Origin of the sequence: Methanobrevibacter gottschalkii DSM 11977 (assembly GCF_003814835.1) — an archaeon.
Taxonomy (GTDB): domain Archaea; phylum Methanobacteriota; class Methanobacteria; order Methanobacteriales; family Methanobacteriaceae; genus Methanocatella; species Methanocatella gottschalkii.
In genome coordinates this window covers 247,494-273,238 of the sequence record NZ_RKRG01000003.1, presented here as the reverse complement: position 1 = coordinate 273,238, position 25,745 = coordinate 247,494, and the positions used below count along the sequence as shown (strand labels likewise).

Here is a 25,745-nt window from a genome sequence, read left to right as displayed (position 1 = left end):
TCCAAAATTTTTATTTAACTGAATTTTTTACTTACTTCTTCAACAGCAAGTATTAATGGGTCTGTAACCATTGAAACAGGTGGTGCATAAGCAAATTCCATATTACTTAAATCAAAACATGTTAAACCTTCAGTAATAGCTAAAGTCATAGTGTCAATTCTTTCAGCTACTCTTTCTTCCGCTATGATTTGACAACCAATAATAGTTCCGTTCCCATCACAGATAACTTTAATATCCATTGGTTTAGCATTAGGATAATAACGAGCTCTTGTAAGTGCTTGTACCTTTTGTACAACAGGCATGATTCTATTTTGTTGTGCAAAACTAGTAGTATATCCAACTGCACCAAATTCCAGATCCCCAACTTTTGAAACCATTGAGTTTAAAACCGGATTAAATTTAGATTTTTTACCACAAATAGTACGAGCTAATGTTTTAGATTCACGAACTGCAGTAGTGCCTAATTGAGAAATAGTATTTGAACCTAAAATTAAATCTTTAGATTCCACACAATCTCCAACAGCATAAACATCTTCTACTGAAGTTTCCATTCTGTCATTGACAAGAATTGCCCATCTTCCAATTTCACAGCCGGCCATTTCAGCTAAATCCAATTCAGCTCTAACACCAGTGGCCATGATAACCATGTCTGCATCATAGATATCTTCATCTCCAAAGCATGCCTTTTCAACTTTTCCATCACCAATTAATTTAGTAATAGGTTTTCCTAAAACAACTTGGATTCCTTCCATTTCAAGATATTTCACCAGAATATCAGACATATCTTTATCAAGAGACCTTGGAACTATTTGAGGTAACATTTCGCTTAAAATAACATTTAAACCTCTTTTTTTAAGTGCAAATGCAATTTCAATACCAATTAAGCCTGCACCAGTGACAATTGCACATTTAGCATCTTTTAAAGCTTCCTGAACTTTCATACCATCATCAATATTGCGAATTCTGAATACACCATCCAAATCAACACCCTGCATTGGAGGGATAAAAGGATTACCGCCAGTTGCAAGAACTAATTTATCATAATCCATGACAGTTTCTTTACCATTTTTTTGATAGGTAACTGTTTTTTTATTAGAATCCACAGCTGTAACTTCTGCTTCAATAATAACATCAATATTTTTATTTTTATAATCTTCAGGAGTTCTCATTACAATATCATCAAAAGATTCGATTGTACCGGACAATACATAAGGAATAGCACATGGGGAATATGCTACTTTATTATCTCTTGTGATGACTGTAATTTCAATATTTTCATCAAGTTTACGAATATTTGAAGCTGTAGATATACCCCCAGCTCCACCACCTACAATAATAACTTTCATCTTATCAAAACCACATATGATTTATACATTATAATATATATAAAAAAATAATATAAAAAGATTAAGGTTATACAATGAAAGAAATCAAATTCAATTTAGATGAAAATCCGTTTATTAATTTTCTATCAGCAAGATACTCAATGAGTGCTAAAATAAACGTTGAAAAATTATGGAAGTGGTGTCATGAAAACAATAAATCATTTTTTATCATGAGTCTTGGCTGTTTAATGAATGCTGTAAATTCAGTTCCAGAACTTAAAAGAAGAATAATTAATGGAAAAGCTATTGAACATGATTATCTTGATGGCGTAAGTCCAATAATGGATGAAGGAAATAAAATTTATAGAGAAATGAGAGTCAAAACACCACAGGAGTTTAATGACATTTTAAAATGGCATGATTATATAAAAGATTACTCAAAAAATATTTTAAGTGGAAAAGAAGAAGGATTTACTATTGAAATGGAAAAAAGAGATTTGGAAAATATTGCAAACTTTTCATGCATTCCTTGGGTTGACTTTGATATGATTACAAACTGTGTTTTATCCGGAAACCAAATTCAGCCATTAATTACTTGGGGAAAAGTTAATGAAAAGTATGAAATGAGCATATCCATTACGGTAAGCCATATTTTTGTTAATGGACGTGAATTAGGATATTTTTATGAAAATGCTCAAAAAGAGTTTGATAAATTTTAGATTTATGCTGACACTCTTTATAGAATATCCAATATCTGCAAGTTTGAATTAGATAATAGATTTTTTGCCACAATACTTGCAGAATATTTTAAAAAAACAATCAAAAAAAGTTGATGATTCATTTAAGGAAACATCAATATTATCTAACTATTGATGCCTTAAATAAATCAGCATTAATCAGTTATTCCTTATCAAGAGCAGGAATTCCTGTAATTCTTAAACCACCGTAATGGGATTTGTATTTAATGTTTAATCCTATTAACAATGGAGTGATTTTTTCGATAATACGTGCTTTTTCTAAAATGCCACAGTCAATTGTTTTGACTCCAGGTATTTTATCAATAATTTCAGCTGCAATTTCTTTAGATTCCTTATCATCACCTGCAATTAAACAGTCACAGTCAATTTCCTCTGGAATGTTTGCAAGATGTGAGTTTGAAATATTACAAAATGCACATATTACTTTTGCACCAGTTCCTTTTAATATAGAAGCTGTCCTTTCAGCAGCAGACCCTTCCATCAAATCAACGAATCTAAATGGTTTTCCACCAATAGCTGTTTCTAAAGGTACAGTTGCATCCATAACAATCTTATCATTACAGAATTCTTTGATTCCCTCAAGAGTCGGTTTTTGAGCAGCTAATGGGACGGTGATAATCAATACATCGCCTGCTTTTGCAGCATCTTCATTTGCCATACCAGTCATGTTCAAGTCATAGTCAGCAAATTCTTCTTTAGCTTTTGCAACTATGTCTAATGCTTTTTCTTCTTTTCTTGAACCAACAATTACTTCTAATCCAGCAATAGCTAGTCTTTCTGCGATTCCAAGGCCTTGTGGTCCAGTTCCACCTATAACACTTACAATCATTTTATCACCTTCTATTTTTTATCATACAGCAATCCACCAACAAATATTAAATATTCAGGCAGTTTACCATTATGAGCATAAAGTATCTTATATCCAAATAAGTCCTCAATAGTTTTATCCACATCTGCACCTAATCCTTCAAATGCATACCTCATTTTAACTGGCATTTTACAAGGCATTCCAAATTCCCTTGTACATCTCATGCAGAGATTGCATTTGCCCATATATAATCCCATTGAATCTTCATTTTCAAGCATATAAACATCATTCATTAATCTGCCTTTTATACGCTCAAATCTTTTTAAAACAAATTCCAGTTCTTTCTCTTCAAAGGTATGGTCCAATTCTTCTTTTGAAAAATCAATTTTAAAAGCAATAATTTTAAGTTTGTTATATGATTTCCATAATTCTTCTACATCAAAATCAAAGGGAGGATAGTTCCAATTATACCCTAACTCTTCCTGTTCTTCAATGCAAAGTTTTGAAAATTTTTCAAAATCAACATACTTTTCAAAATATTCCCCGACATCAACATCTGCAGTTAACTTTTTAATCTCAGACATAATTAATAATTTGGATAATTTATATAATAAAAGTTTCTAAATTAATTGAAATAATTACGATGTTTGTTCAGATAATAATTGATATATAAGTATCCTATTATAGAACCTACTGCCATTCCACAAACAATACTAATATGAGCCTAAAAACTGCAGACATCATTCAGGTAAAAAACTGAAAACATGCATGCAAATTATTAAGCATTTTAAAATAAGTTACTGATAATGATAGGTAAAGTAACCTATTAATTGCTTTTTTGAAGAATTTACAATTAAAACTATTTCAGTTTATTATCATGCATAGAATCATCTAATTATATGTTGTCCTGGATGGATAAAATCATCCAAGAACTCCTCACTAGAAATTTCATCAAGATCAATGAATTCATAAGTGTTAATAATGCTCTTTTTAAGGTTTTTACCAACTTTAATAAGACCAATGTGTTCAGAAGTAAAAATATGTTCGATTAATTTTAAAGCATTATTAAAATCCCTTTTTTGTGTGTGAACTAAGAAATCCTCTTGAATATAACAATTTTCACGACCGTATTTTTTAACAAAATTTTCACATGCTTTATTAAAGAATATTTTAGGTCCTACATTAACTTTAATATCATTTAAGTTTGATGATGCCATTTCAAGTAAAATTACACAAGAAAACAATTCATCACTCCAATAATCTGCCTTAAAAACATTGAATTCCTCATCATTTAACTTACGTTCAAGAGCTTCCGTTGTTTTTTTAAGCTGGGGATGAAGAGTATCAATAGGAATATTCGGAACATTGAATTTAATAGCAATAATATCACTATTTCTAGTATTAAACTCCTTAATTAATTCATTTTTGTTTAAATTTCGTTTTATTGGATAAAAATAGTTTTTTTTATTATCCGAGAATATATAATTACGAGCAGATTGAATAAATTCAGATAATTTATTAATTCTAAGTGCAGCTCCAACATTGCGATTCATATCAGTTGGATCAATAACAATTAAAGGATCATTGAATAATCTGGAAGTTCCATAATTTTCCAAATCAATGACATGGCCATATTGCCAGTTAATAGCTGATTTTAATGTATTTTCAAAAGTTCCATAATGAATAATTAATAATTCACACAAATAACCTGCAAATCCACCAACTTTAAATTCAGAACCATATGTTCCAGTCATTGCCATGAAACGCTTTAATAGTAAAACTTCATCTTCCTGTCCTTCAACCAAATTAGATTTAACAAAACGAGTGTGCAATATTGTTCTATCCACTGCAGATTTTAGCTGGCTTCCGTCTTCAATTGCATAGCATGGGACAATATCCACCTCATAACCTTCAATATCTGCAGTTACATAAGGGTGTGATGCAAAATGATGTTCTGGAACGCTTTTAAATTCCCTGCAACATTTATGAGCTAAATCAAGACCAGTTTCCTTTAAATACAATTTATCAGTATCTAATGGAAATGCTATAAAAATATCAATGTCGGATTTGCCTTTAAGAGCCGTGTTTTTAGCGACAGAACCAACTAGATTAACTTTAGCATTTATGTTATTTTCATCACACAAAACTTGTAAAAAATTAATTATTCTTGATGAAACTTCATTAATTTCTTTTGTTTCATCAGTTGTTGGTTTTATATCATTTAATATTAAACTATAATCCATGAAATCACAATTCAAATACTTTTAAATCTTCATAAATTGGTCCGGAAGGAGTTAGAGTAGATTTTTTTAAAGTAATACTGTTTACTGTCATCTCACCAATTTCAATATCACTAAATTCCCCGATAGTTGATCTGACTTGAACTTTATTTTTAGCTGATTTCATACGTCCAATAGTCAGATGTGTTGAAAAGTTTTTATCTTTACCGAAACCTAATTTAACAAATTCCCCATCAAGGTTATCATGCAATTCTTTGATAATTGAATCTTCATCAATTCCAATCCAAATCACTTTTATATGACTATAATTTGGAAATGCGCCACATCCTTTAATTTTTATATTAAAAGGTTTGAATTCAGATACAACATCTGCTATTTTATTTTCCAACAATTCCAAACCATCAGTGTCAATTTCTCCAAAGAATTTTAAGGTTAAATGCATATTATTTAATTCTACATACCTTATTTTTGCATCAATTTGTTTAAACTGTTTAATAATTTTATTAATTTTTGGTTTTAACCCGTCATCCAAATCTATAGCTAAAAATGCCCGTAGCTGTGACATGCCATAACCTCATTGTTCAATGATTGTCTCATCAATAGCAATTCCAAAATGACGTGCATTAGTTTCTATATAAACTTTAACTTTATCTCCCGGTTTAACATCAGCCACTGACAATGGATTGTTATTTTCATCAACTATTCTAATGGTTTCTGCATTTTGCAGGAGTGTTCTGATAGTTTTACCTTCATATTTTGCTTCAAGCAATAATAAAGGCCTTCTTTCAATTTTACTTCTTCCAACATATGCAGTTCTAGTTTCACCTTCGGTATTAACGATTAATATTTCATCTCCGGCAACAAGTTCAGATAAGTATCTTGTCTTATTTCCAGGAACCATCACATATGCTTGAACAGGGCCAGCATTTACTCTGAATGGTCTTGAAGCAACATATTCACTTTCAAGTGATTCTGAATGCACTAAAAACATGGATTTTGAATAGGAACCGATTAACATCCCTTCTCCAGGTTTCATCATGTCAGTTGTATCAACACATACCCTATCGCCTGAACCTAAGGGTTTTACTTTAGTTACAGTAGCTAGTTTTAATTCATATTTTACTTGTGATGCTTCAATAACATTTTGGGCGATTTTTTTAATATTATTGAAGTCATTTGCTTCAAATATTATGCCATCAGTTCCATGCTCTAAAGTTTCAAGGGCAACACGAGCACCATCCACATCACGAACAGCTGCAATAATCTTTACATCCAACTTCTGTAAATCGGCAATAATATTTTCAAGTGGGATAATTGTCCAGTCGGTACCAATTAAAATAATATAATCAACAATTGAACCTAATCTTACAGCTAATTGCTCATGGGCTTTATCAGTTATTTTTATATAGGCGCATACAGTTTTTCCTTCGCTTTTTGCTTTTTTTGCATTAGCAATATCAATTGAATCAGTGAAATCATCATTTAATTCAACAAAGCCATCTCCTTCACCATTAATACCTACCAAATAGATATCTGCATCATCAGTATTTGCAATGATTTTCACATTGCCAAGTTTCCTAATCTCTTCAATATCATCAAAATCCAAAACATAGTCAATACCTGATTCTAATGCAGTAGTGATCATCTCTTTCTTATCATCCCATAATTCATCAGGAGTACTTATCCAAGCGAATTTATTTTGCATTTAACCACCTATTTTAAGAATTCTAAAGCTTCTTCAACATCCAAATCATGGTGAACAACTTCAGATATTGCTCTTGTAATCTTACCCGGATTTTCAGCTTGGAATAAATTACGTCCGAATGCAACACCTGCCCCGCCAACATCAAGAGAATCTCTAACCATCTGCAATAACTCTTCATCAGTTTCTACTTTTGGACCGCCGGCAATAACTACTGGTACAATAGCACCTTCAACAACTTCCTTGAATGTATCAGGATCTCCGGTGTAGTTGGTCTTTACAATATCCACTCCAAGTTCTGAACCTACACGTGCAGCGTGTTTTACAAATTCCACATCATGTTCATTTTCCACTTTTTGCCCCCTTGGGTACATCATTGCAAGAAGAGGCATACCCCAGTAATCACAAGTTTCTGCAACTTGACCTAATTCCTGCAACATCAAGCTTTCTGTTTCACTTCCGAGATTGACATGAATAGATACCGCATCAGCTCCAAGTTGAATTGCTTTTTCAACACTTGTTACAGTTACTTTATCATTTGGATCCGGTGCAAGAGAAGTACTTGCAGATAAATGTACAATTAATCCAATATCTTTACCATAACCACGGTGTCCCTGTTGCACAATACCTTTATGCATTAATATTGCATCAGCTCCTCCCTGAGCGATTTCTTCAACAGTCTCATCCATATTTATTATACCCGGAATTGGACCGCTTGATACACCATGATCCATTGGTGCAATAACAGTTCTGCCAGTATTTCTATTTATGATTCTTTCTAAACGAATCTTTTTACCTATCATAATATAACCTTTTCATGTTTATGAATAATATATATGTTTATTAAAGTATATAAATTTTAATTGTACAATAATATACAATTTAATGTCTCTTTTGAATAAAATATTAAAGTTGATTTATAAAAATTGAATAAAAATAAATATTTACATGATGAATTATTGAAAAATAGGATTTAATTAAATTTAAGTGTAAAGTTTATAATTTCAATATTTCCCAAGATTCGGTGTCCATAATTCAAATTCTTTAATTTGTGGGGGAATTCCCGAATCATGATAAGAATCGAGAAATCCCTCACATGATTCATAATCCTCATCACTGCTCCCCGCCGAATTAAAAAATTCTAAAATACCCCTATTTCTAATTAATGTATGTTTTGGTTTAAATGTTGAGGACCAAATATAAAATACTTTAAAAACCGTATCGGGATGATATCCTCCACCTAAATCAATGGATAAAATATCACACTTTTGAATTCTTTTAAATACCTCAAGCAATGTTTCATGAAGACGTACATCAGCATTAATAAATTCCAAATTATCACACAAAATTTCATTCATTTTTATTGTTGCTTCAGGAGAATTATCAAGTGCCATTATCTTTGAATCTCTAAAATTATCCAATAGAATTTTTGTCGTATTGCCCACATGACAACCCAATTCTATTATCGTATCTCCATTTTGAGTTAAATCTAAGATTTGCTTTCTATAATTCTTTATATCATAGCTAAGTTTAATCATAAACAATACCATTATTATTTAATTTATCTATATGTAACTCTTCAATGTTTAATTTTTTAAATGTATCTTCATTATATGACAATGCAAATACTGTATTTCCAAGCATTGCCATTGAACTGCCTAATACATCATCAATAGATTCGAAATATTCAATCTGTTTTTTCACTTCAGGAGACATTAATCCAGTCTCACAGGAAAATTTTTTCGAAAAGATTAAAAAATTATCCAAACTAGGTTTTTCTTCAAATAATTCCAGATACTTTAAACCTACTTCTGAAATAATCTTTTTATAATTGGCATCCGTGATAATCTCTGATGTTTCAATTGGTCCAAAAGTTTTGTATGCAATATAAACATCCTGATTGAATGATTTGATTTCTCCAATACCAGGTGCACCGGATTTTGTTCTTAAAACTAAACCACTGCCTGTTTGAGCTATTACATCACCTAAACCCGCACCTAAATTAACTTCAGCCATATGTGCAATTTGACCGCATAATTCTTTTGAATAACCCAGATTAAGAAAATCATTTAAAGCCAGTGTTAAACTTAAAGCTGAAGCAGCAGATGTTCCAAATCCTGCCCCGATTGGAAGCTGAATATCCTGAATAATTTTAAAATTACTGTTATCCAAATTCAAAATTCTTAAGACTTCACAGACAATAGTGTCATCACCAAGATTAACTTCAAATTCAAAGTTATCTGATTCAATAACAGTTGTCATAACACCTTTTGTTAGTAAAAATCCAACTCCACAAGATCCATTTTTTAATTTGGACTCATGATTTTCAATATTAAAAAAACCGGTTACATGACCCGGAACAAAAACACTCATAATTATTAATTGTTAATCAAAATAATTAAAATTTATTATTTTTTAAATTTCCTTAAATCCAGTTTCCAATTTTTATAAGCAAGTTCCCTGTCAGTTTCTACCCAATCGAGGTTTTCGCTTAAAACTTTTTTCTTTAACACTTCAAGACTATGGGATTTCAAATCAGTTCCCCTATAGTGCCAGAAACCCTCTTTTTTATAAACATTTAAAAAACCAGTGACATTGTTTTTATCTATTTCAAGAGACTTTTCAACCAGATTTTTATCCAGTACACCCCATTTTAAACCATAAAGACCAACAAGAACTTCTAATTCTTTTAATGTTTGAGCTTTAAGTGATTTGCCTCCAAACTGATATTCCCAACTCATGTCATCTAATTGGTAAACATTCATGAATCCTGAAAATTTCATGATTATAACTATAGTTTAAAAGAATATAAATATTTAGTTTAGCAATATTGAATAAATATCTTCAATTTCATCCATATCCATTTTTAAACTCCTCATTGCATGCATTTTACCATTTAAGGATTTGATATAAAGTTCATCAACTTTAAAATGATTATTGAATATTTCATTGAAAGTACTTAAGGCATTTTCATATAAACCAATTTCATTAAAAATTAATCCTTTTTCCAGTAATTGATTTTTTTTAACATTGTTTGCATGAGATAGGCTTTCAGAAGCACCATCTAACTTCAATTCATATTGGCATACGCCACAGCCATAATATGCATAATCACTAATCTTTGCATTTAAAGACTCTTTAAAACATGCCAATGCATTTTCAAAATCGTTTAATTTAAGTAATGTTGTAGCTTTTTTATTGAGTAACTTAAAAAGTATTTTATCTTTAAATAGAGATGGATTAGCTAAAGCACCATCATATCTTTCAAGTGCTTTTTTATATTCTCCTTTTGCAAATAGTTCATCCCCAGAATAAATATTTAATTTTAATTTTGAAAAATTACTTCTTTCCTTATTGGAACAACTTAAAAGCAATTTATGATATTCAACATCTTTCAAATCATTATTCACTTTAATGGCACGTTTATAATATCTTAAAGATTTAACAAAATGTTTCTGACCAAAAAGAGCATATGATTTATTAATTAAAGCTTCTGCATACCCTTCATCATAAAACAGCACTTCATCAAAAGATTCTATTGCATTAACATATTTTTGTGAATTTAAAAAGTCAATACCTTCATCCAAAATGTTTTTAATTTCAATTTCTTTTAGAATATGTTCTTTTAAGAAAACTTTATTCAAACTAGATTTTTGAATTCTTTCAATGAATGGATCATTTTCATCCATCCAATTAGTTGAAACACCATCAAATTCAAATTTTATAATATTGTTCAAAGTTTCATAGTTAATTTTATCTGAAATATTATCTAAAAAAGTCATTATATAAACTTATGAAACTGATTTAATAAAAAGATTATGAAAATAGTTACTCGTAAAAAATTTGGGGTCTGGCAAATTTAATTTTTTGACTTTTCATCAGAAAATTTTTGACTTAATTTTTATATTTTTTAATAATTCATTTTAAAATATAATGAAAAATGCCAAAATATAAATTGTTGAAGGATAATTTGGAATATTGAAAGAATAATTTCAAATAGAAAAAGAATTAGTCATTGAAATAGTATGAACAAAAAAAAGTATACTTAAATGAATTATCATACAATTTAATCAGACTATACAATATTATTCATGAAATAAATAATTCAACAGAAGATTTAAAAAATTTATGAGAACTAAATCAATAATTCAGCAATTAAAACTCAGTAAGTTCTGCCAACACTTAAAAAAAGAAGAAAAAAATTAAGGAGTTTTATAATAATGAATCCTTAATTTTTATATTTATTTTTTGAATTTTCTAACAGAAGTCACACTAATCATTAAAAGAACCATGAGTAATGCTAGTAACGGATTACCAGTTGCTCTTGAAGTATCAACCTTATGAACATTAACCTCTTTGGTTTCATTATTAACTGTTTTATTAATACCATTAGTATTATTGTTAGTGTGATTTTCTATTACTTTGGTTTTGTTTTCAGTAGTGGTATTGTTAGTAACATTGGAACCGGCAGTAACAATATTTGTGAAATTTCCAGGTTTTAAAGTAGTAAATAAAATTACAAATGATGCTGACTCACCAGGATTTAAAACACCCTGATAATAGAAAGTATCACCTTTCTGTTTCCACATATCACCCCTGAAACTATGGAACCTTAAACCTTCATAACTATCTTCATGAACAAAAACATCACCAAGTTTACAATCACCAGTATTAGTCACTATAATTTCAAAAGATGTAATCTCACCAACAGACACAACAGGATCCAAAGTGATTTTTTCAACCTTCAAACCAGGATTATAAACCTTAGTAGTATTATTACCAGTTTTATTACCTGTTAAATTTGAACCTGCAACAACAACATTAGTCCAATTACCAGAACTAACAGCATCGAATACAATCTCAAAACTAACAGACTCACCAACCTTTAAAGTTTTACCATAAGTAAATTTGCCATTGTTGTATGACCAGTCGGTGCCTTTAAATGAACTGTAAGCAAGACCTTCTGGAGCTTTTTCAACGACAAAAACCTCACCTAAATCACAATCACCGGTATTACGGACAACAATAGTAAAGACAGTCTGATTACCAACATAAACAGTTCTATTCAAAGAAAGCTTCTCAACAGTTAGATTAGGAGTGTAAACAGTAGTGGTATTGTTAGTGGTTTTATTTGTAGTTTCATTGGATGATGAAATTATGATATTTGTGAAATTACCGGATTTTATTGTTTTAAATACAACAGTAAATTCTGCAGATTCATTAATGTTTAATTGTTTTTTGTAAATCCATTTACCATTGTTATAATTCCAATTATTTCCTTCATCAATATATGAATCATAAACTAAACCATCATACTCTTTTTCAAATACAGTAACACCATGGAGAATTGTATCACCAATGTTTGTTACTCTAATTATGAATTTTGTTTTATTTCCATTAATTACAGATTTGTTTAATGTAATTTTTTCAACTTTCATGTCATAATTGTTTCCCATATATGTAATATTAAATAGGAATAAATTTTGAGTTGTTGAACTTCCAGCACTATAAAAATCAAATAATACTTGAGTACCATTATCCAATATTAAACTAGCATTAGAATCAGGTACACGGAATCCAGAATTATATAATGCAATTACTTTTTTAGTTAAATTGTTATTACTATTTCTAAAATCACTGTCTGTAAAGTCCCATAAACTGTAAGTTATATTGTCTTTTTTATCTGAGAAATAATATTTATAAATTAAAATCTTTAAGTATTCACTAACATCTTCACCAGTTAATTGGTTATGTGCTAAACTAAGATTATTTAATAAATATACATAATCAGGGAAATTTAATGTTCTTTGTAAACAATATCCTTTTAACCCATCTTCTAAATCAACCAAATAAGTAGTACCATTAATAGTATTCACTTTTACTGTATTAGCATTAATATTTTCTATTTGATTAGGGCTTAAAGTATTATTGCTTTGACTTAATTCATTTAATACATAGATTTCTTTATCTTCTAATGCATCATTATCTATAAATTTATTATTTTCAATAGTTGCATTTTCAGCATATACAATTCCATAACCTCTAGATGTGTTATTTTCTAAATTGTTATTATTTAAATGTAAATTTCCACTAATAATTGCAGATCCATCATAAGCATTATTATTAATGAAATTAGAATTATTAACACTAGAATTTCCAGTGCTGAATAATCCTCCACCATTCACTGCAGTATTTGAATCAAAATTTGACCCATTAATATTAGCATTAGAGAATACATAAGCTCCTCCACCATTATATTCTGCAGTATTATTAACAAAATTATCTCTATTAGAATTCAACACATTAGCATAAACTCCACCACCATAATATTTTGCATTATTGTTGGTGAAATTAGAATTATTAACAGTAAGTTCATTATAAGCACTTATTGCCCCACCAAGTTCACCTGCATAATTATTTATAAAATTGGAATTATCTACTTCAACATCTTCTACAGAGAATATTGCTCCACCATCACTTTCAATAGCAGAGTTGTTGATAAAAGTTAAATTATTAACAACAATTTTTCCATTAGAATATATTGCTCCACCCTCATTGTTAGCAACATTGTTGGTAAAATTTGAATTAGTAATATTAACTTCTGATTGAGCACGTACTGCTCCACCAGCACCAGCATAATTTTTATTGAAGCTAGAATTATCAATTTCAATACTCTCTCTAGCATATGCTGCTCCACCACTTTTTTTAGCAGAGTTATTGGTAAAATTAGAATTGTTTATATTGCCAGTACGATATGATGAAACTGCTCCACCATCACCATCAATAGCAGAGTTATTAACGAATACAGAATTATTAATTAAATATTCATTGCTGGAGTATATTGCCCCTCCACCATTTAATGAAGTATTATTAACAAAAATTGAATTATTTATGTCAACATTTGGAGTATATAAAGCTCCACCTTGACCATTTATAGAAGTATTATTAGTAAAAATAGAATCAACAATTGTTAAATTATCATAAGCTCTTATAGCTCCACCAGAACCATCTGCAGTATTATTAATGAAATCAGAATGAGTAATACTAATGGTGTCTGCTATTGCTGCTCCACCAACATCAGCTGAATTATTTACGAAAGTTGTATTGACTATGGTTAACTTTCCATCTCTAAGATATATTGCTCCACCATAAGAACTTGCAGTATTATTAATAAATCTACAATTAATTACAGTTAGGGCTCCTGAATTAAATGAAATTGCTCCACCATTTCCAGTAGATTTCCCATTTATAAATGTTAAACCATTTATGGTTATATTTCTATTATTATTAATAGAAAAGACATTACCAGCTCTATTTGCATTTATTATTGCATTTCCTTCATTAAAAGCTTTTAAAACTAAATCTTTATTTAAATTTACATTTACAAGATTATAAGTTCCATCAAGGAAAGAAATTGTATCGCCTGATTGAGCATTAATGTATCCATTAGCCCAGTTTGTTGGATTATTACTAGTCAAACCATCCCCAGTACCATCAGAACTAATATAAATTATATTACCTGCTCTTAATGAACCGGAATTTAATTTAAAATTATTTTTAACATTATTCTCTTTAGTGGAAAGAATGGAATTATTAGAATTAGTAATACTAATAGTTTTTTCCTCAATATTTGTGTCTTTTCCTGCATCAGCATCTATATTTGTATCGAACGTTTTATCAATATTAATACTATTGAATTCGCCATTGGAAATATCAAAATTAACATCCATTGAATTCAAATTAGTATCTTCTATTGTCGCATTATCATCCACGTTTAATGCAGATACTGAAGAAATAGTTAAAAATAATGAAAATATTAATAGAAATACTAAATAATTATTTTTCCTCATTTTTTTAACTCCTTATTTTATTAGACAAAACCAATTTATTTAACTCCATTTAATATAAATATGGTCTATTTAACAGATTTATATCCAAAATAGCTAATAAATACCCTGTCTAATATTTTATTCAGATTGCAAATGAAATATAACACTTTAAATAGAGAATATTTCAATTTATAATAAACCAATACTAAATATCAATCTATCATAACTAGATTTAAACAAAAGATTTTATTTAAATCATTTTATTATATATATATATATATATATATTTGCATGAATATCAAATATTTAGTTGATTTTTTTATCCAATTTATAATGTGCATAGTAGTTGACACTAAAAATTATAAATAATGATTATACCATATTTAGTCAAAAATTAATTGAAAAATATTTGGAATTATTTGAGATTCAAAAGGAAATTAAGAAGTTAAAAAACCACACGAGTTTAAATATATGCAATTCTAGATATTTTATAGGATAAATACATAACACCATAAATAAACATGGAATTAATCAAGGAACAGCATATAATTGAATAAAATAATGAAATGAATGGATAATGAAAGTATTAAAAAGAAAAAAAGGTTCTAAAGATCAATCCAAATTAATAGACGAACAATTCATAATTTTAGACAAAGCAAATCAAGAAATAATTTAAAACTACACAATAAGTTAAACATACGATGAAAATATTATTCAATGCTGATTATAGTTTTCGAAGTATATACCATAATGAAAAAAATTAGACTATACTTACACAAAATCATGCCAAATTTACGCTAAAATGCCAAAAAATCTGAAGAACAATTAAAAAAACACATGACATTAAGATTTAGAAAAGTAAAACATTTGAAAAAAAATATATTTTAAAGACTTTTAAAAAAATCCTTTAAATTTCAAAATAACTCAAATCCATGCTAAAAAATCTTCAAAAATCAATGATATTACCCTATTTTTTGATAAAAACTTACAAAATCAATTAATAATAAAAAAAGTAATTATAAGGAAAGTTATAACTCTCCTCTCTGGCGCCTTTCATCTAATAATCTAAGACCTAAATCTCCCAATTTATATTTTTGTATTTTACCACTGGTGGTGAGTGGAAATTCATCAACAAAGAACACATATTTAGGCACTTTATATCTTGCAATAGATCCAATGCAGAAATCACGAATGTCTGCTTCAGTAACATCATCAAAACCATCCTCTTTAATAATAAATGCCCCAACGATTTCACCATATTTTTCATCAGGAATCCCTGCCACTTGAACATCTTGCACACATTCATTAGTGAATAAATATTCTTCAATTTCACGCGGGTAAATGTTTTCCCCACCCCTAATAATCATGTCTTTAATACGACCGACAATTGAATAATATCCGTCTTCATCTACTGTTGCAAGGTCTCCGGAGTGTAACCATCCATCAGGTTCTATTGTTTCTGCTGTTTTTTCAGGCATGTTATAATATCCTTTCATAACATTGAACCCTCTGCACATTATCTCACCTGTTTCTCCAACGCCCACTTCTTCACCAGTCTCAGGATCAACTATTTTTACTTCAATATTTGGAAATTTACGTCCCACAGTATTGATTTTTTTCTCAAATGAATCGGCAGCATTTGTTTGTGTGAAACCCGGTGCCGCTTCAGTAAGTCCATATACACTAGTAATTTCTTTCATGTTCATTTTTTCTATTGCATCTTTCATTGTTTCAACAGGACAAGTTGATCCTGCCATAATACCTGTACGTAATGAAGACATGTCGAACATATCGAACATTGGATGGTTCATCATACCAATAAACATTGTAGGTACACCATAAATAGCTGTACATTTTTCTTTTTGAATGGAGGATATGGCAAGCAGCGGATCATACTCTTCAAGTACAACCATAGTGGAACCATGAGTAATAACCGCCATTACACCAAGTACAGTTCCAAAACAATGGAAAAGAGGCACTTGTAAAAGTAATTTGTCATTAGATGTATAATTCATATTTTCCCCTATGTAATAACCATCGTTTACAATATTACGGCTGGTTAACATTACACCTTTCGGAAAACCTTCAGTTCCAGATGTATACTGCATATTGATTACATCATTTTGTGAAACTGAATCTTTAATTTCCTGATATTTTTCTCCATCATAACTCATGCCCAGTAATAATAACTCATTAGTATTATACATTCCACGATGTTTTTCCTGACCTACATGGAACACGAATTTTAAGTGAGGAAATTTTTCAGATACCAAATGACCTCTTGCACAAGTTTTAAGTTCAGGTACAAGCTCACTTATAATATCAAAATAGTTAATATCCCTAAATGCATCAGTCATAGCTAATGCTCTCATATCAGATTGGCCAAGCACATATTCCAATTCATGAGACTGATAAGCAGTATTAACAGTAACAATTGTTGCACCAATTTTTGCAGTTGCAAACATGTAAGTTAACCATTCAGGTACATTTTTAGCCCATATGCCAACATGATCTCCTTTTTCAATTCCAATAGCTAACATTCCTTTTGCTAAATTGTCAACTCTTTCATCAAATTCTTTATATGTAAATCTTAAGTTCCTATCCGGATAAATGATAAATTCATGATCAGGCTGCTTTTCAACCATTGATTCGAAAAACTTCCCTAACGGCAGTTCAGTAAATAATTCACTCATTGGAAAACCTCCATTTTTTTAATTTCAACATTATTCATACTTGTAAAATATTCTTGCAAACACAACAACAAAGAATGCAAATCCAAAATACTTGTGAAAAATCTGATTAAACCATTGCTAATTTTTTGTTGTTTTAATTCTATCTCAAACATTTTATCAAGCCCTCTATCTAATTTAATATGGAGTGTATAATACTGCGAGTATTTTTGCTTTATTTTCGCCACTTGCGTGAAGATGGTGTGGCACTACTGAATCATAAAAGATGGTATCTCCTTTTCCAATAGTAAATGAATCTTTTCCATAAATTACTTCAATTTCACCTTCTAAAACATAAATAAATTCTTCACCTTCGTGAGAAGATAATTCTTTTTCACCTTCTTCAAATTCAATATCAATTATGAAAGGATCTATGTTTCTATCAATTTTACCTGCACCTAATGAGTGGAATTCTAAATTAGTTGCATTAGTTACATCTTCCCTACCTGAGAAGTAAAGAGAATTTTCAGTTTTTCCGTTTCTTGTAACTACTGGACCAAGTTCCGGAGTATCATCTAAAAATGTGCCTAAACGTACACCTAGTGCCCTTGCCATTTTTGTTAATGGAGTGAGTGATGGAATAACCTCTCCAGATTCCATAGCTTTTAAAACTTCAAGTTTTACCCCACTTCTCTCAGCAAGATCTTCAATAGTCATGTTCTGTCTAGCTCTTATGTCTTTAATTTTTTTTGCAAAATTTTCATTTGTCATATTTTTCACATCTTAAATTTTGGATTTACTTAAAAAAATCTAAGTATTTATAACTTTATTCAATTAAATATATAAAACTATCTCAAAATTAAACAAATAATTAATTTTTAAGGGTAAAACTAAAATAAGTATTCAATTTTTAAGAAAAAATTATTGCTTCAAAACTTCATCAATTCCGTTATGAAATTTTTATTTTCTACGGAGGTGTCCGCCAAAACTAATTTTTTTTATTTTGAATTTTTTATAACTGCGTTATAATTTTCTTATTTTGTTAATTTTTTTCATTAAATTAATTAGAATTTAATTTTAATTATTTATTATTCATAATTTTTAATATGGATTATAATGATTTATTTATATTTGATTTTAGTCATTTTTAGAATAGTAATATTTATATACTATGATGTACATATTTTATATTAGATATGAGTTATTATGTGTTGGTTATTTATGGTTAGTAAGAAAGTTATTAAGAATCAGGCTGAATTAGGCATTAGGACTTATGATTTTAATGTTCCAGAGAATCATATTTCTCGTTTTGTGGTTGATTTTATTGAAGAATTTTATCCGATTTTGGGAATTAAAGAGAATAAGAAAAAAGGCGGTAGGCCTTCATATCCTCCATGTTCCATGTTAAAATTACTTGTTTATGCAAAAATAGACCATATTGAAAGTGCTAGAGTCATTGCAGAAATGACAAAGTACCATGACATATATAAATTCGTTTGTTAGAATTAAACCCTCTGAACGTTCAATTCAAAGGTATCGTGATGAATTTGGACGTTATTATGAAGTATTGCTTCAAATGACATTAAAAATGGCCGTAAAAAAAGGATTCACTGAATTTAATCATGTTGTAGTCGATGGGACCATCAAAAAAGCATTCAATTCTAACCAAAATATGATCAGCAAAAAAGAAACCAATTTGCTGATCCAGTTCTACAAAGGACTGGAAGTTGACTCTAAAAAGCTTGAAAAACTCAATAAACCAGCTCAAAAAATACTAAATGACAAGGAAATGTCCAATGATGAAAAATTAGAAATATTATATGACATCAGAACTCAATTCAAAATCACAGGACAGGATAAAATACCAATGAATGATATTGAAGCACGCATGATGAAAGGCAAAAAAGGAAACTTCCTGGTTGCTTATAATATCCAATCTGCAGTCGATTACGACACCAAACTAATCTGCGCATTAAACGTCACACAAAACCCTACAGACCATTACCAACTACCAGAAGTAGCTGACAAAGCAATAAAAAACATAGGAAAAGTACCAAAACACATGAGTGAAGATACAATATATTTAAATTAAATAAGCCTATCATACTTTGTAAACAAAGGAATAGATGGATTAATACCAACAAGAAAACAATCCAAAGAAAAAATAGGCAAATTAAATCCAAACCAATTCCATAAAGACCACTTTTACTACATATCCGACCTAGACTTATTTATGTGCCCAACAGGACAACCAATGTACTTCTACAAAAAATAAACACAACCAAGCGAAGAACCAGACAAACCTGACAAAATAAAAAGACTCTACAACAATTATACTGCATGTAAATACTGCATTCACAGAAAATCCTGCTTAACAGACAAACAAACACATAAAACCATCACAGAAAACAGTGGCAGATTAGAAAGAGCAATGTTCTTCAAAATGGAAAAAGAAGAATATAAAGAAGAATTCAAAAAAAGACCAAGTGTAGAAGGACCATTCGGAATATTCAAAGAACAATACCATGTAGAACAAGAAATAGTAATCGGAATGGTAAAAACCGGAGAAAGACTCAACCTAGATGCACTAGCATACAATATAAAAAGATTATATAATCTTATTCAAGGAGAACAAAATAATAAAGAAGATATTGTTGATTTTTGTGAAAGTATATCCACTACACACCAATTAAAGCTTGATGTGACCATTTACTAGAATCCACACTCAAAAATCATTTTTGGCGGACACCCACGGAAATATAAAAATATTTCTTTAGCGAATAGATAATCTAAAAAAACAATAATATTTTTCCATTTATTAAAAGTGATTTAAAATCATTCAATGAATAAATATATTAATAATTGTACTTTAAAACAAGAAAAAATAATTATATTATATTATTCAATTAATTAATGTGGAGATTTCATCATCTCTGCAAAAAATCATGGAAAATGATATTAGTCTTTGAGAAATAAGGTCAGTGCTCATCTGACCTTATATATTATCCCTAAAATTATTAATCATAAACATCAAATAATAGCATAACAGGTGATTAAATGGAACTTGAAGAATATCTGGAATATGTAAATAGCGGAAAAAGAATTTATGCCGGCTCCACACAACATTTATTTATGCATGAATCCTTGAATAATGCATTGAAAATTACTCATAAAATCAATAGTGAATATCATACTCCTGAAGAAATTCAAAAATTATTTGCTGAATTAACAAATAAACCTATAAATAAAACATTAGGGTTAATTCCTCCTTTCAATACTGATTTCGGTAAAAATATCCATATTGGAGAAAATGTTTTTATAAATTCAGGATGCAAAATGCAGGATCAAGGTGGGATATTCATTGATGATGAGGTTTTAATAGGTCATAATGTATGTCTTTTAACATTAAATCATGCAAAAGAACCTGAAAACAGAGCAGACATGTATCCTTCCCCCATACACATTGAAGATAAAGTTTGGATTGGTTCAAATGTAACTATTCTTCCAGGAGTGACTATCGGTAAAGGAGCCATTGTTGCAGCAGGAGCAGTTGTAACTAAAAATGTTGAACCAGAAACTATTGTTGGAGGAGTTCCGGTAAAATTTATAAAAAATGTTAGTGATGATTAGTCACTAACAAAAACATCAAAATAATCAAAAAAAGTATCTCTAAAATTAATTTTAAAATAAGAATTATAGCAATTGTTTAAATTATTTTTTAAAAAAATATACATTAACATAAAACAAATCATTCCTGCTTTTAATTTTAACTTATTAATTTAAACATTTATATTTAAGTAAAAACATAGATTTAATTAATTTAATAAAGGACTGTTATTATGCTAACCATTAATCAATGTTATTTAGATTTTGTGGATAAAATCTTAAAACAAGGAAAAGAAACTTATAAAGACTCTAATCATCATTTAATAGAAAGTTTAGGGAATTTTTATATAATTGATGATCCGTTAGATTTGAAATTCAGAGCTAAATATCAACATTACACTACAAAAATGATGTTAGATGACATTAAATCTGGAAAATTTGACATAGAAGGTTGTCCTATTAAAAGCGATGCACTTTATGAATATGTAAAATCCGCAGAAAATCCGGATGATCAGGGATTTGTATACACTTATCCAAATCGTATCTTTGCACATTTTGATGTTGATCAGTTTAACACAATGAAAAAAAGAATATTGACAGCAACCGGTTCAAATCGTGCAGTAGCCGTTACAATAGACCCTGAACTTGACGCTGATAGAGAAGATATACCATGTCTCCAATTTTTACAATGTATTGTCCGTGACAATGAACTAACCATTCACTGCATATTCAGAAGTAATGATATTTTCGGTGCATTCTACTCCAATATGTTTTTCATTGCATATTTAGGCCTTAAAATGAAAGAAGAAGTAAACAAAGAAATTGTTGGTGAAAAGCTGAACTTCGGTGGAGTTCACTACCATTCAACCTCAGGCCATATTTACAATACTGATTTAAAGGCAGCCCGTAAACTGATAAAAACAAATAAATAAGGTTATTATTAACCTTATCTTTTAATTTTAATGGTATTCTTTATTTTTTCACTACGATAACTAGTAATTATTGAATATCTGGTAATTTTATATTTTTTAGCAATCTTTAAAGTAGCTATTCCATATTTATTGGTTTTAACTTTGTAGGTTTTGCCTCTGAATTTGAAATTGATTGTTTTATATTTTAAAATCTTGCCTTTGTTATTCAATAATTTGGCTGTGAATTTGCCTGTTTTTCCTTTTTTGACTGCAATACTTTTAGTTATGATTGTTGGTTTAACACGAATTTTATTGGATACTTTATATCCTTTATAATTGGCAGTTATAGTGTATTTTCCAGGTTTTAAAGAAATTTTTAGATATGCATAACCTTTTTCATTAGTATATCTATAATATGTCTTGCCATTCACTCTAAAAGATATTTTAAGATTTTTCTTAACTTTTCCATAATCATCTGCAACTTTAACTTTATAATTTCTACCAGCACCATAATACATTGAAAAATCTTTATTTTGAGTTATTCTTGAGACAACTTTAATTTTTTGGGTAGATTTCTCACCTGTTTTTGTATTGATAACTGTTATAGTGTGTTTTCCCGGTTTTAAATTAATATTGTATTTAAAAGCACCATTAGAATCAGTATGTGCATAATTTGTTATGCCATTAATAACAAGTTTGAATTTACAATTGGATAATGGATTTCCATTATTGTTTAACAATTTAATTGGATATTTTGAATTATAGGTATAAACGGTATTTTCTGGAATGGAAATTGTAGATTTGATAGTGATTTTTTTAGTAACATTATAATTATCAAAATTGATAGAATTAAACCCAATTATAACATCATAAACATTAGGATATAAGTTAAATGTAATTGCGGCAATACCATTTTCATTAGTTATTGCAACATATTCCAGATTATTGATTTTAAATTTAACTTCCTTATCTGCAACCGGTTTTGAGTATATGTCAAGCAAAGTTATGGAATAAGAATTTTTATTATAATATGAAACCATGTCACTTGCTTTAATTGAAACCTGCTCTGGACAAAAAGTTATATCTGAGAAAGATTCGATAAATCCGGCACCGCTAAAAGAAGCAATGATTAGTTTATTTTCATTTCCATTAAAAATATGAATCAATTTTGCAAATCCATTATTAATTTTAGCAATGTAATCTTTTCCTTCAATATTAAAAGTGACTTTACCCGTTTTAATAGGATTTCCATACTGGTTTAAAACTTTAGCAGTTATTTCAACTGGATTATTCTCATCTGTAATTGTTAGGACAATAGTGGAGTTAATTTTATTCAATACCGTGAATGCTTTAATACAAGCTACTTGCGAATCATTATATGTATGGCCAGGATATGTCCATCTTACATCAAATAAATCAATCCATTTTTTCCCATCATAACTAACATATGAAATATTTTCACCATAAAACAGATTATTAAGAGAAGCTATTTCTGATATCGGAACCCCTGCATCACCATCAACAGTTATTTTAAATTCAATTTCAAAAATGTCACCTTTTTTAAGAATTATGAATCGGTTTAATTCAATTGTTGAGTAGCTTGCACTAGAATTACCTGATTGAGTTAACATCAGTTTATTATTTACATAGATTGACAAATCCCATGAAGTTTCTTTTTGGAAGTATGTAGAAACAGCGGTTAAATATTCATCGTCAGTCGCTGTAAACTTATTTTTATACCAGACACGATCCGATGAATTCAATAGATAATCAGTCATTCCTGGGATATCATATTGATAATTTTTATCATATTTAATCGAATCTGCTAAAACAAATGTGTAAGTAACAGATGAAGTATTTATTGGTGCTAAACGTGCATCATAATAAGAAACATAATAATATCCGCCATCACCACTACCAGTACCCCAACTGTTTTTAATTATCCATGCTCCATCTCCTGGAGCCTTTTTAATAAAATTATTTTTAGAATAATTATCATCCCATCCGACAATAACTACTGCATGATTAGAACCCGAAGCATATTCATAATTATAGTAATTTTCACCATTAGCATATTTCTCTACTTTCCAAAATACACTTGTTGAAACAGCACCATGTTCAATGATAGCTCTTTTTATTTCATCATTATCAGTATAACTATTTCTTTTTAAAAATAGAATATTTTGAACATGAATAAAACTGTCAAGTACTGGTGATAATGCAGATGACTCATAATATGAATCATCACTTTCATTTATAGCTCCTAACCAGGAAGTAAGATATCCAATGCCCATTGAAGTATAGCCCCCATCATTAGGAGAAACTTTCCATCCATAATTGGAGTATAATGTCATTAGATTTTTCATGTTTTCTTCAGAAAGGTTATATGCATTTCCTGTAGCTTTTAAAATACAGGATTCCAAACTAGCTATTGCTGCAAATGCCCAACAATTACCCCCAGATCCCTGATTTTTTACAGAAGTTGTCTGATTTAATTCTCTTAAATCATAACTGCTTGGAAGATTACCTATATGGGATCCATTATAATTAATTAAAACATAATTATTATTTCCAATAGTTAAATTAGACAACATAGTTTTATAAAAATCATTATTAAAACTTGCAGAGTTATTTAAAAATAAATTATCAGGAATGAAATAATTTTTATTAGAAATTATATAAACAGCTCCACCAATATTTAAAGCGTTGTTTTTAATGAATTTGTTTGATGAAACATTCACTGAATGTGGTGAGTCAATAAATAACGCACCTCCATCAGATGCTGTGTTATTTTCAAATGTGGAGTTCATAACAATATAATAACCATAAACTGAATAAATAACCCCGCCACGATATTTTGCTTTATTATTCCAAGCATTGAAATTAGTTAAATTCAAATTTGTATTGAGTGCAGTTATTGCACCACCGAAAGTGGATGAAGAATTTGAAATACTTAAATAATTGGCAAGAATATCTGAATCCATACCATATATTGCTCCTCCAGCATCATTTTTTGCATGATTATTTGTGAAATCAGTATTTATAATTGTTAACTTTGAATTTTTCTCACAATAAATAGCTCCACCATAATAATTAGCATAATTTCCAACAAAACTTGAGTTACAGATATTTAAATTAGAATTATTTGAATAAATAACTCCAGCATACCTATTTGCATGATTATTTAAAAATGTACAATTAGTTATAGTTACAAAAGTATTTGGGTTTGACTTTAAAACTCCTCCAATGAATGATGAAGAATCTTTAAAAATTGAATTAACCAATGTTATATTTGCATTATTGGTTATTTTAGAATTAATCAGAGTTACATTTTGAATTATCAAAGAACCTTTAATATCAAATTGAATATTTTTTATAATAGTTTTTTCACTATTTTTACCGATTACAGTTAAATTACTAAATTCTTTATTAAATCCATAATATATTCCATCATTTAAATAGATTGTAGAATTATCTATAACTCTGTTACTCTTTAACTGTTTATAAGGAAAATCCAATGATCCATTCCCCAAATCATCATCAACATTAGCATCAAAATAATATGAATCAGATAACATTACATCATTACTGTTTAAACCTAAATTTGTTTGATTATCCGCAGCATATGCAGTTGGAATAAAAACAATTAATAATATTAAACATATGATAATAGCTTTTCTAATTTTGTGCAATTATATTTTCCTCCTTTTTAAATAATTTAATCGCAAAGCGATATAAAATTATATTACCATATTATTATTTTAAACTACATCTTATAAATAATCTAGTAAATTTTAGAAAAAATAGTAAAAATTAAAAAAATTAATGAAATTGGTTTGCTATTCATACAACAATTTACTCTCTTCCAATAACTTCTATCTTCAATAGTATCAGCTT

21 protein-coding genes are annotated in these 25,745 nt (G+C 29.0%); 6 read left to right on the top strand and 15 right to left on the bottom strand.

The window, feature by feature from the left end; all coding sequences use genetic code 11:
- Positions 1-14: 14 nt before the first annotated feature.
- The gene (locus EDC42_RS07995) at positions 15-1,346 is read right to left on the bottom strand and encodes an FAD-dependent oxidoreductase (RefSeq protein ID WP_069574744.1); all 1,332 of its coding nucleotides are present in this window, start codon (positions 1,344-1,346) and stop codon (positions 15-17) included.
- Positions 1,347-1,420: 74 nt separating this feature from the next.
- On the opposite strand from EDC42_RS07995, the gene EDC42_RS07990 reads away from it, so the two are divergent.
- Positions 1,421-2,044, top strand: a complete 624-nt coding sequence (locus tag EDC42_RS07990) for a CatA-like O-acetyltransferase (RefSeq protein ID WP_069574745.1) — start codon at positions 1,421-1,423, stop codon at positions 2,042-2,044.
- Positions 2,045-2,225: 181 nt separating this feature from the next.
- Here the strand turns inward: EDC42_RS07990 and npdG are convergent, their stop codons facing one another.
- From npdG to EDC42_RS07925, 13 genes are all read right to left on the bottom strand, one after another.
- Positions 2,226-2,912 (bottom strand): NADPH-dependent F420 reductase, encoded by a 687-nt coding sequence (gene npdG, locus EDC42_RS07985; RefSeq protein ID WP_069574746.1) that lies wholly within the window; start codon positions 2,910-2,912, stop codon positions 2,226-2,228.
- An 11-nt stretch (positions 2,913-2,923) separates the two neighbouring features.
- Positions 2,924-3,475, bottom strand: coding sequence for a DUF2284 domain-containing protein (locus tag EDC42_RS07980; protein ID WP_069574747.1), 552 nt, complete (start codon positions 3,473-3,475; stop codon positions 2,924-2,926).
- A gap of 303 nt (positions 3,476-3,778) precedes the next feature.
- A complete protein-coding gene (cca, locus tag EDC42_RS07975) occupies positions 3,779-5,134 on the bottom strand; it encodes a CCA tRNA nucleotidyltransferase (RefSeq protein ID WP_069574748.1) in 1,356 nt (451 codons plus the stop codon).
- A gap of 4 nt (positions 5,135-5,138) precedes the next feature.
- Positions 5,139-5,696: an RNA 2',3'-cyclic phosphodiesterase gene (thpR, locus tag EDC42_RS07970; protein ID WP_069574749.1), complete on the bottom strand. Its 558-nt coding sequence runs from the start codon at positions 5,694-5,696 to the stop codon at positions 5,139-5,141.
- Between the two features lie 9 nt (positions 5,697-5,705).
- The gene (locus tag EDC42_RS07965) at positions 5,706-6,836 is read right to left on the bottom strand and encodes a 3-dehydroquinate synthase II (protein ID WP_069574750.1); all 1,131 of its coding nucleotides are present in this window, start codon (positions 6,834-6,836) and stop codon (positions 5,706-5,708) included.
- Between the two features lie 8 nt (positions 6,837-6,844).
- Entirely contained in the window at positions 6,845-7,639 is a 795-nt protein-coding gene (locus EDC42_RS07960) for a 2-amino-3,7-dideoxy-D-threo-hept-6-ulosonate synthase (RefSeq protein ID WP_180365875.1), read from the bottom strand.
- Between the two features lie 198 nt (positions 7,640-7,837).
- Complete coding sequence (locus EDC42_RS07955; protein WP_069574752.1) at positions 7,838-8,371, bottom strand: class I SAM-dependent methyltransferase; 534 nt, start codon at positions 8,369-8,371, stop codon at positions 7,838-7,840.
- Positions 8,364-9,206 (bottom strand): pantoate kinase, encoded by an 843-nt coding sequence (locus EDC42_RS07950; protein WP_233144880.1) that lies wholly within the window; start codon positions 9,204-9,206, stop codon positions 8,364-8,366. The genes EDC42_RS07955 and EDC42_RS07950 overlap by 8 nt, the downstream gene beginning before the upstream one ends.
- A gap of 35 nt (positions 9,207-9,241) precedes the next feature.
- Positions 9,242-9,616 carry a hypothetical protein gene (locus EDC42_RS07945; RefSeq protein WP_069574754.1) on the bottom strand — a complete coding sequence of 125 codons (375 nt, stop codon included), beginning with the start codon at positions 9,614-9,616 and terminating at the stop codon, positions 9,242-9,244.
- Positions 9,617-9,649: 33 nt separating this feature from the next.
- Positions 9,650-10,615: a tetratricopeptide repeat protein gene (locus EDC42_RS07940; RefSeq protein WP_069574755.1), complete on the bottom strand. Its 966-nt coding sequence runs from the start codon at positions 10,613-10,615 to the stop codon at positions 9,650-9,652.
- A gap of 459 nt (positions 10,616-11,074) precedes the next feature.
- Positions 11,075-14,683, bottom strand: coding sequence for a DUF11 domain-containing protein (locus EDC42_RS07935; protein ID WP_123833446.1), 3,609 nt, complete (start codon positions 14,681-14,683; stop codon positions 11,075-11,077).
- A 1,007-nt stretch (positions 14,684-15,690) separates the two neighbouring features.
- Positions 15,691-17,355 (bottom strand): AMP-binding protein, encoded by a 1,665-nt coding sequence (locus tag EDC42_RS07930; protein WP_069575219.1) that lies wholly within the window; start codon positions 17,353-17,355, stop codon positions 15,691-15,693.
- Between the two features lie 174 nt (positions 17,356-17,529).
- Complete coding sequence (locus EDC42_RS07925) at positions 17,530-18,102, bottom strand: helix-turn-helix domain-containing protein (protein ID WP_069575217.1); 573 nt, start codon at positions 18,100-18,102, stop codon at positions 17,530-17,532.
- A gap of 450 nt (positions 18,103-18,552) precedes the next feature.
- Between EDC42_RS07925 and EDC42_RS09665 the strand changes: the two genes are divergently transcribed.
- The 5 genes from EDC42_RS09665 to EDC42_RS07910 all read left to right on the top strand — a co-directional run bounded on the left by EDC42_RS09665 (position 18,553) and on the right by EDC42_RS07910 (position 21,869).
- Positions 18,553-18,834, top strand: coding sequence for a transposase (locus tag EDC42_RS09665; protein ID WP_233144899.1), 282 nt, complete (start codon positions 18,553-18,555; stop codon positions 18,832-18,834).
- Positions 18,809-19,423, top strand: a complete 615-nt coding sequence (locus EDC42_RS09660; RefSeq protein WP_233144898.1) for a hypothetical protein — start codon at positions 18,809-18,811, stop codon at positions 19,421-19,423. Before EDC42_RS09665 ends, EDC42_RS09660 begins: the two co-directional genes overlap by 26 nt.
- 219 nt (positions 19,424-19,642) lie before the next feature.
- Positions 19,643-20,047, top strand: coding sequence for a transposase (locus EDC42_RS09655; protein ID WP_342773156.1), 405 nt, complete (start codon positions 19,643-19,645; stop codon positions 20,045-20,047).
- A gap of 341 nt (positions 20,048-20,388) precedes the next feature.
- Positions 20,389-20,961: a DapH/DapD/GlmU-related protein gene (locus EDC42_RS07915; protein ID WP_069575215.1), complete on the top strand. Its 573-nt coding sequence runs from the start codon at positions 20,389-20,391 to the stop codon at positions 20,959-20,961.
- Positions 20,962-21,170: 209 nt separating this feature from the next.
- A complete protein-coding gene (locus EDC42_RS07910) occupies positions 21,171-21,869 on the top strand; it encodes a thymidylate synthase (RefSeq protein ID WP_069575214.1) in 699 nt (232 codons plus the stop codon).
- A gap of 14 nt (positions 21,870-21,883) precedes the next feature.
- On the opposite strand, the gene EDC42_RS07905 is transcribed toward EDC42_RS07910, so the two are convergent.
- Entirely contained in the window at positions 21,884-25,540 is a 3,657-nt protein-coding gene (locus tag EDC42_RS07905) for a C1 family peptidase (RefSeq protein ID WP_069575213.1), read from the bottom strand.
- Between the last annotated feature and the right edge of the window lie 205 nt (positions 25,541-25,745).

Excerpts from the sequence above, each read along its gene's own strand:
- EDC42_RS07995 (WP_069574744.1), bottom strand. The coding sequence starts at position 1,346 with ATGAAAGTTATTATTGTAGGTGGTGGAGCTGGGGGTATATCTACAGCT.
- EDC42_RS07990 (WP_069574745.1), top strand. The coding sequence starts at position 1,421 with ATGAAAGAAATCAAATTCAATTTAGATGAAAATCCGTTTATTAATTTT.
- npdG (WP_069574746.1), bottom strand. The coding sequence starts at position 2,912 with ATGATTGTAAGTGTTATAGGTGGAACTGGACCACAAGGCCTTGGAATC.
- EDC42_RS07980 (WP_069574747.1), bottom strand. The coding sequence starts at position 3,475 with ATGTCTGAGATTAAAAAGTTAACTGCAGATGTTGATGTCGGGGAATAT.
- cca (WP_069574748.1), bottom strand. The coding sequence starts at position 5,134 with ATGGATTATAGTTTAATATTAAATGATATAAAACCAACAACTGATGAA.
- thpR (WP_069574749.1), bottom strand. The coding sequence starts at position 5,696 with ATGTCACAGCTACGGGCATTTTTAGCTATAGATTTGGATGACGGGTTA.
- EDC42_RS07965 (WP_069574750.1), bottom strand. The coding sequence starts at position 6,836 with ATGCAAAATAAATTCGCTTGGATAAGTACTCCTGATGAATTATGGGAT.
- EDC42_RS07955 (WP_069574752.1), bottom strand. The coding sequence starts at position 8,371 with ATGATTAAACTTAGCTATGATATAAAGAATTATAGAAAGCAAATCTTA.
- EDC42_RS07950 (WP_233144880.1), bottom strand. The coding sequence starts at position 9,206 with ATGAGTGTTTTTGTTCCGGGTCATGTAACCGGTTTTTTTAATATTGAA.
- EDC42_RS07945 (WP_069574754.1), bottom strand. The coding sequence starts at position 9,616 with ATGAAATTTTCAGGATTCATGAATGTTTACCAATTAGATGACATGAGT.
- EDC42_RS07940 (WP_069574755.1), bottom strand. The coding sequence starts at position 10,615 with ATGACTTTTTTAGATAATATTTCAGATAAAATTAACTATGAAACTTTG.
- EDC42_RS07935 (WP_123833446.1), bottom strand. The coding sequence starts at position 14,683 with ATGAGGAAAAATAATTATTTAGTATTTCTATTAATATTTTCATTATTT.
- EDC42_RS07930 (WP_069575219.1), bottom strand. The coding sequence starts at position 17,355 with ATGAGTGAATTATTTACTGAACTGCCGTTAGGGAAGTTTTTCGAATCA.
- EDC42_RS07925 (WP_069575217.1), bottom strand. The coding sequence starts at position 18,102 with ATGACAAATGAAAATTTTGCAAAAAAAATTAAAGACATAAGAGCTAGA.
- EDC42_RS09665 (WP_233144899.1), top strand. The coding sequence starts at position 18,553 with ATGGTTAGTAAGAAAGTTATTAAGAATCAGGCTGAATTAGGCATTAGG.
- EDC42_RS09660 (WP_233144898.1), top strand. The coding sequence starts at position 18,809 with ATGACATATATAAATTCGTTTGTTAGAATTAAACCCTCTGAACGTTCA.
- EDC42_RS07915 (WP_069575215.1), top strand. The coding sequence starts at position 20,389 with ATGGAACTTGAAGAATATCTGGAATATGTAAATAGCGGAAAAAGAATT.
- EDC42_RS07910 (WP_069575214.1), top strand. The coding sequence starts at position 21,171 with ATGCTAACCATTAATCAATGTTATTTAGATTTTGTGGATAAAATCTTA.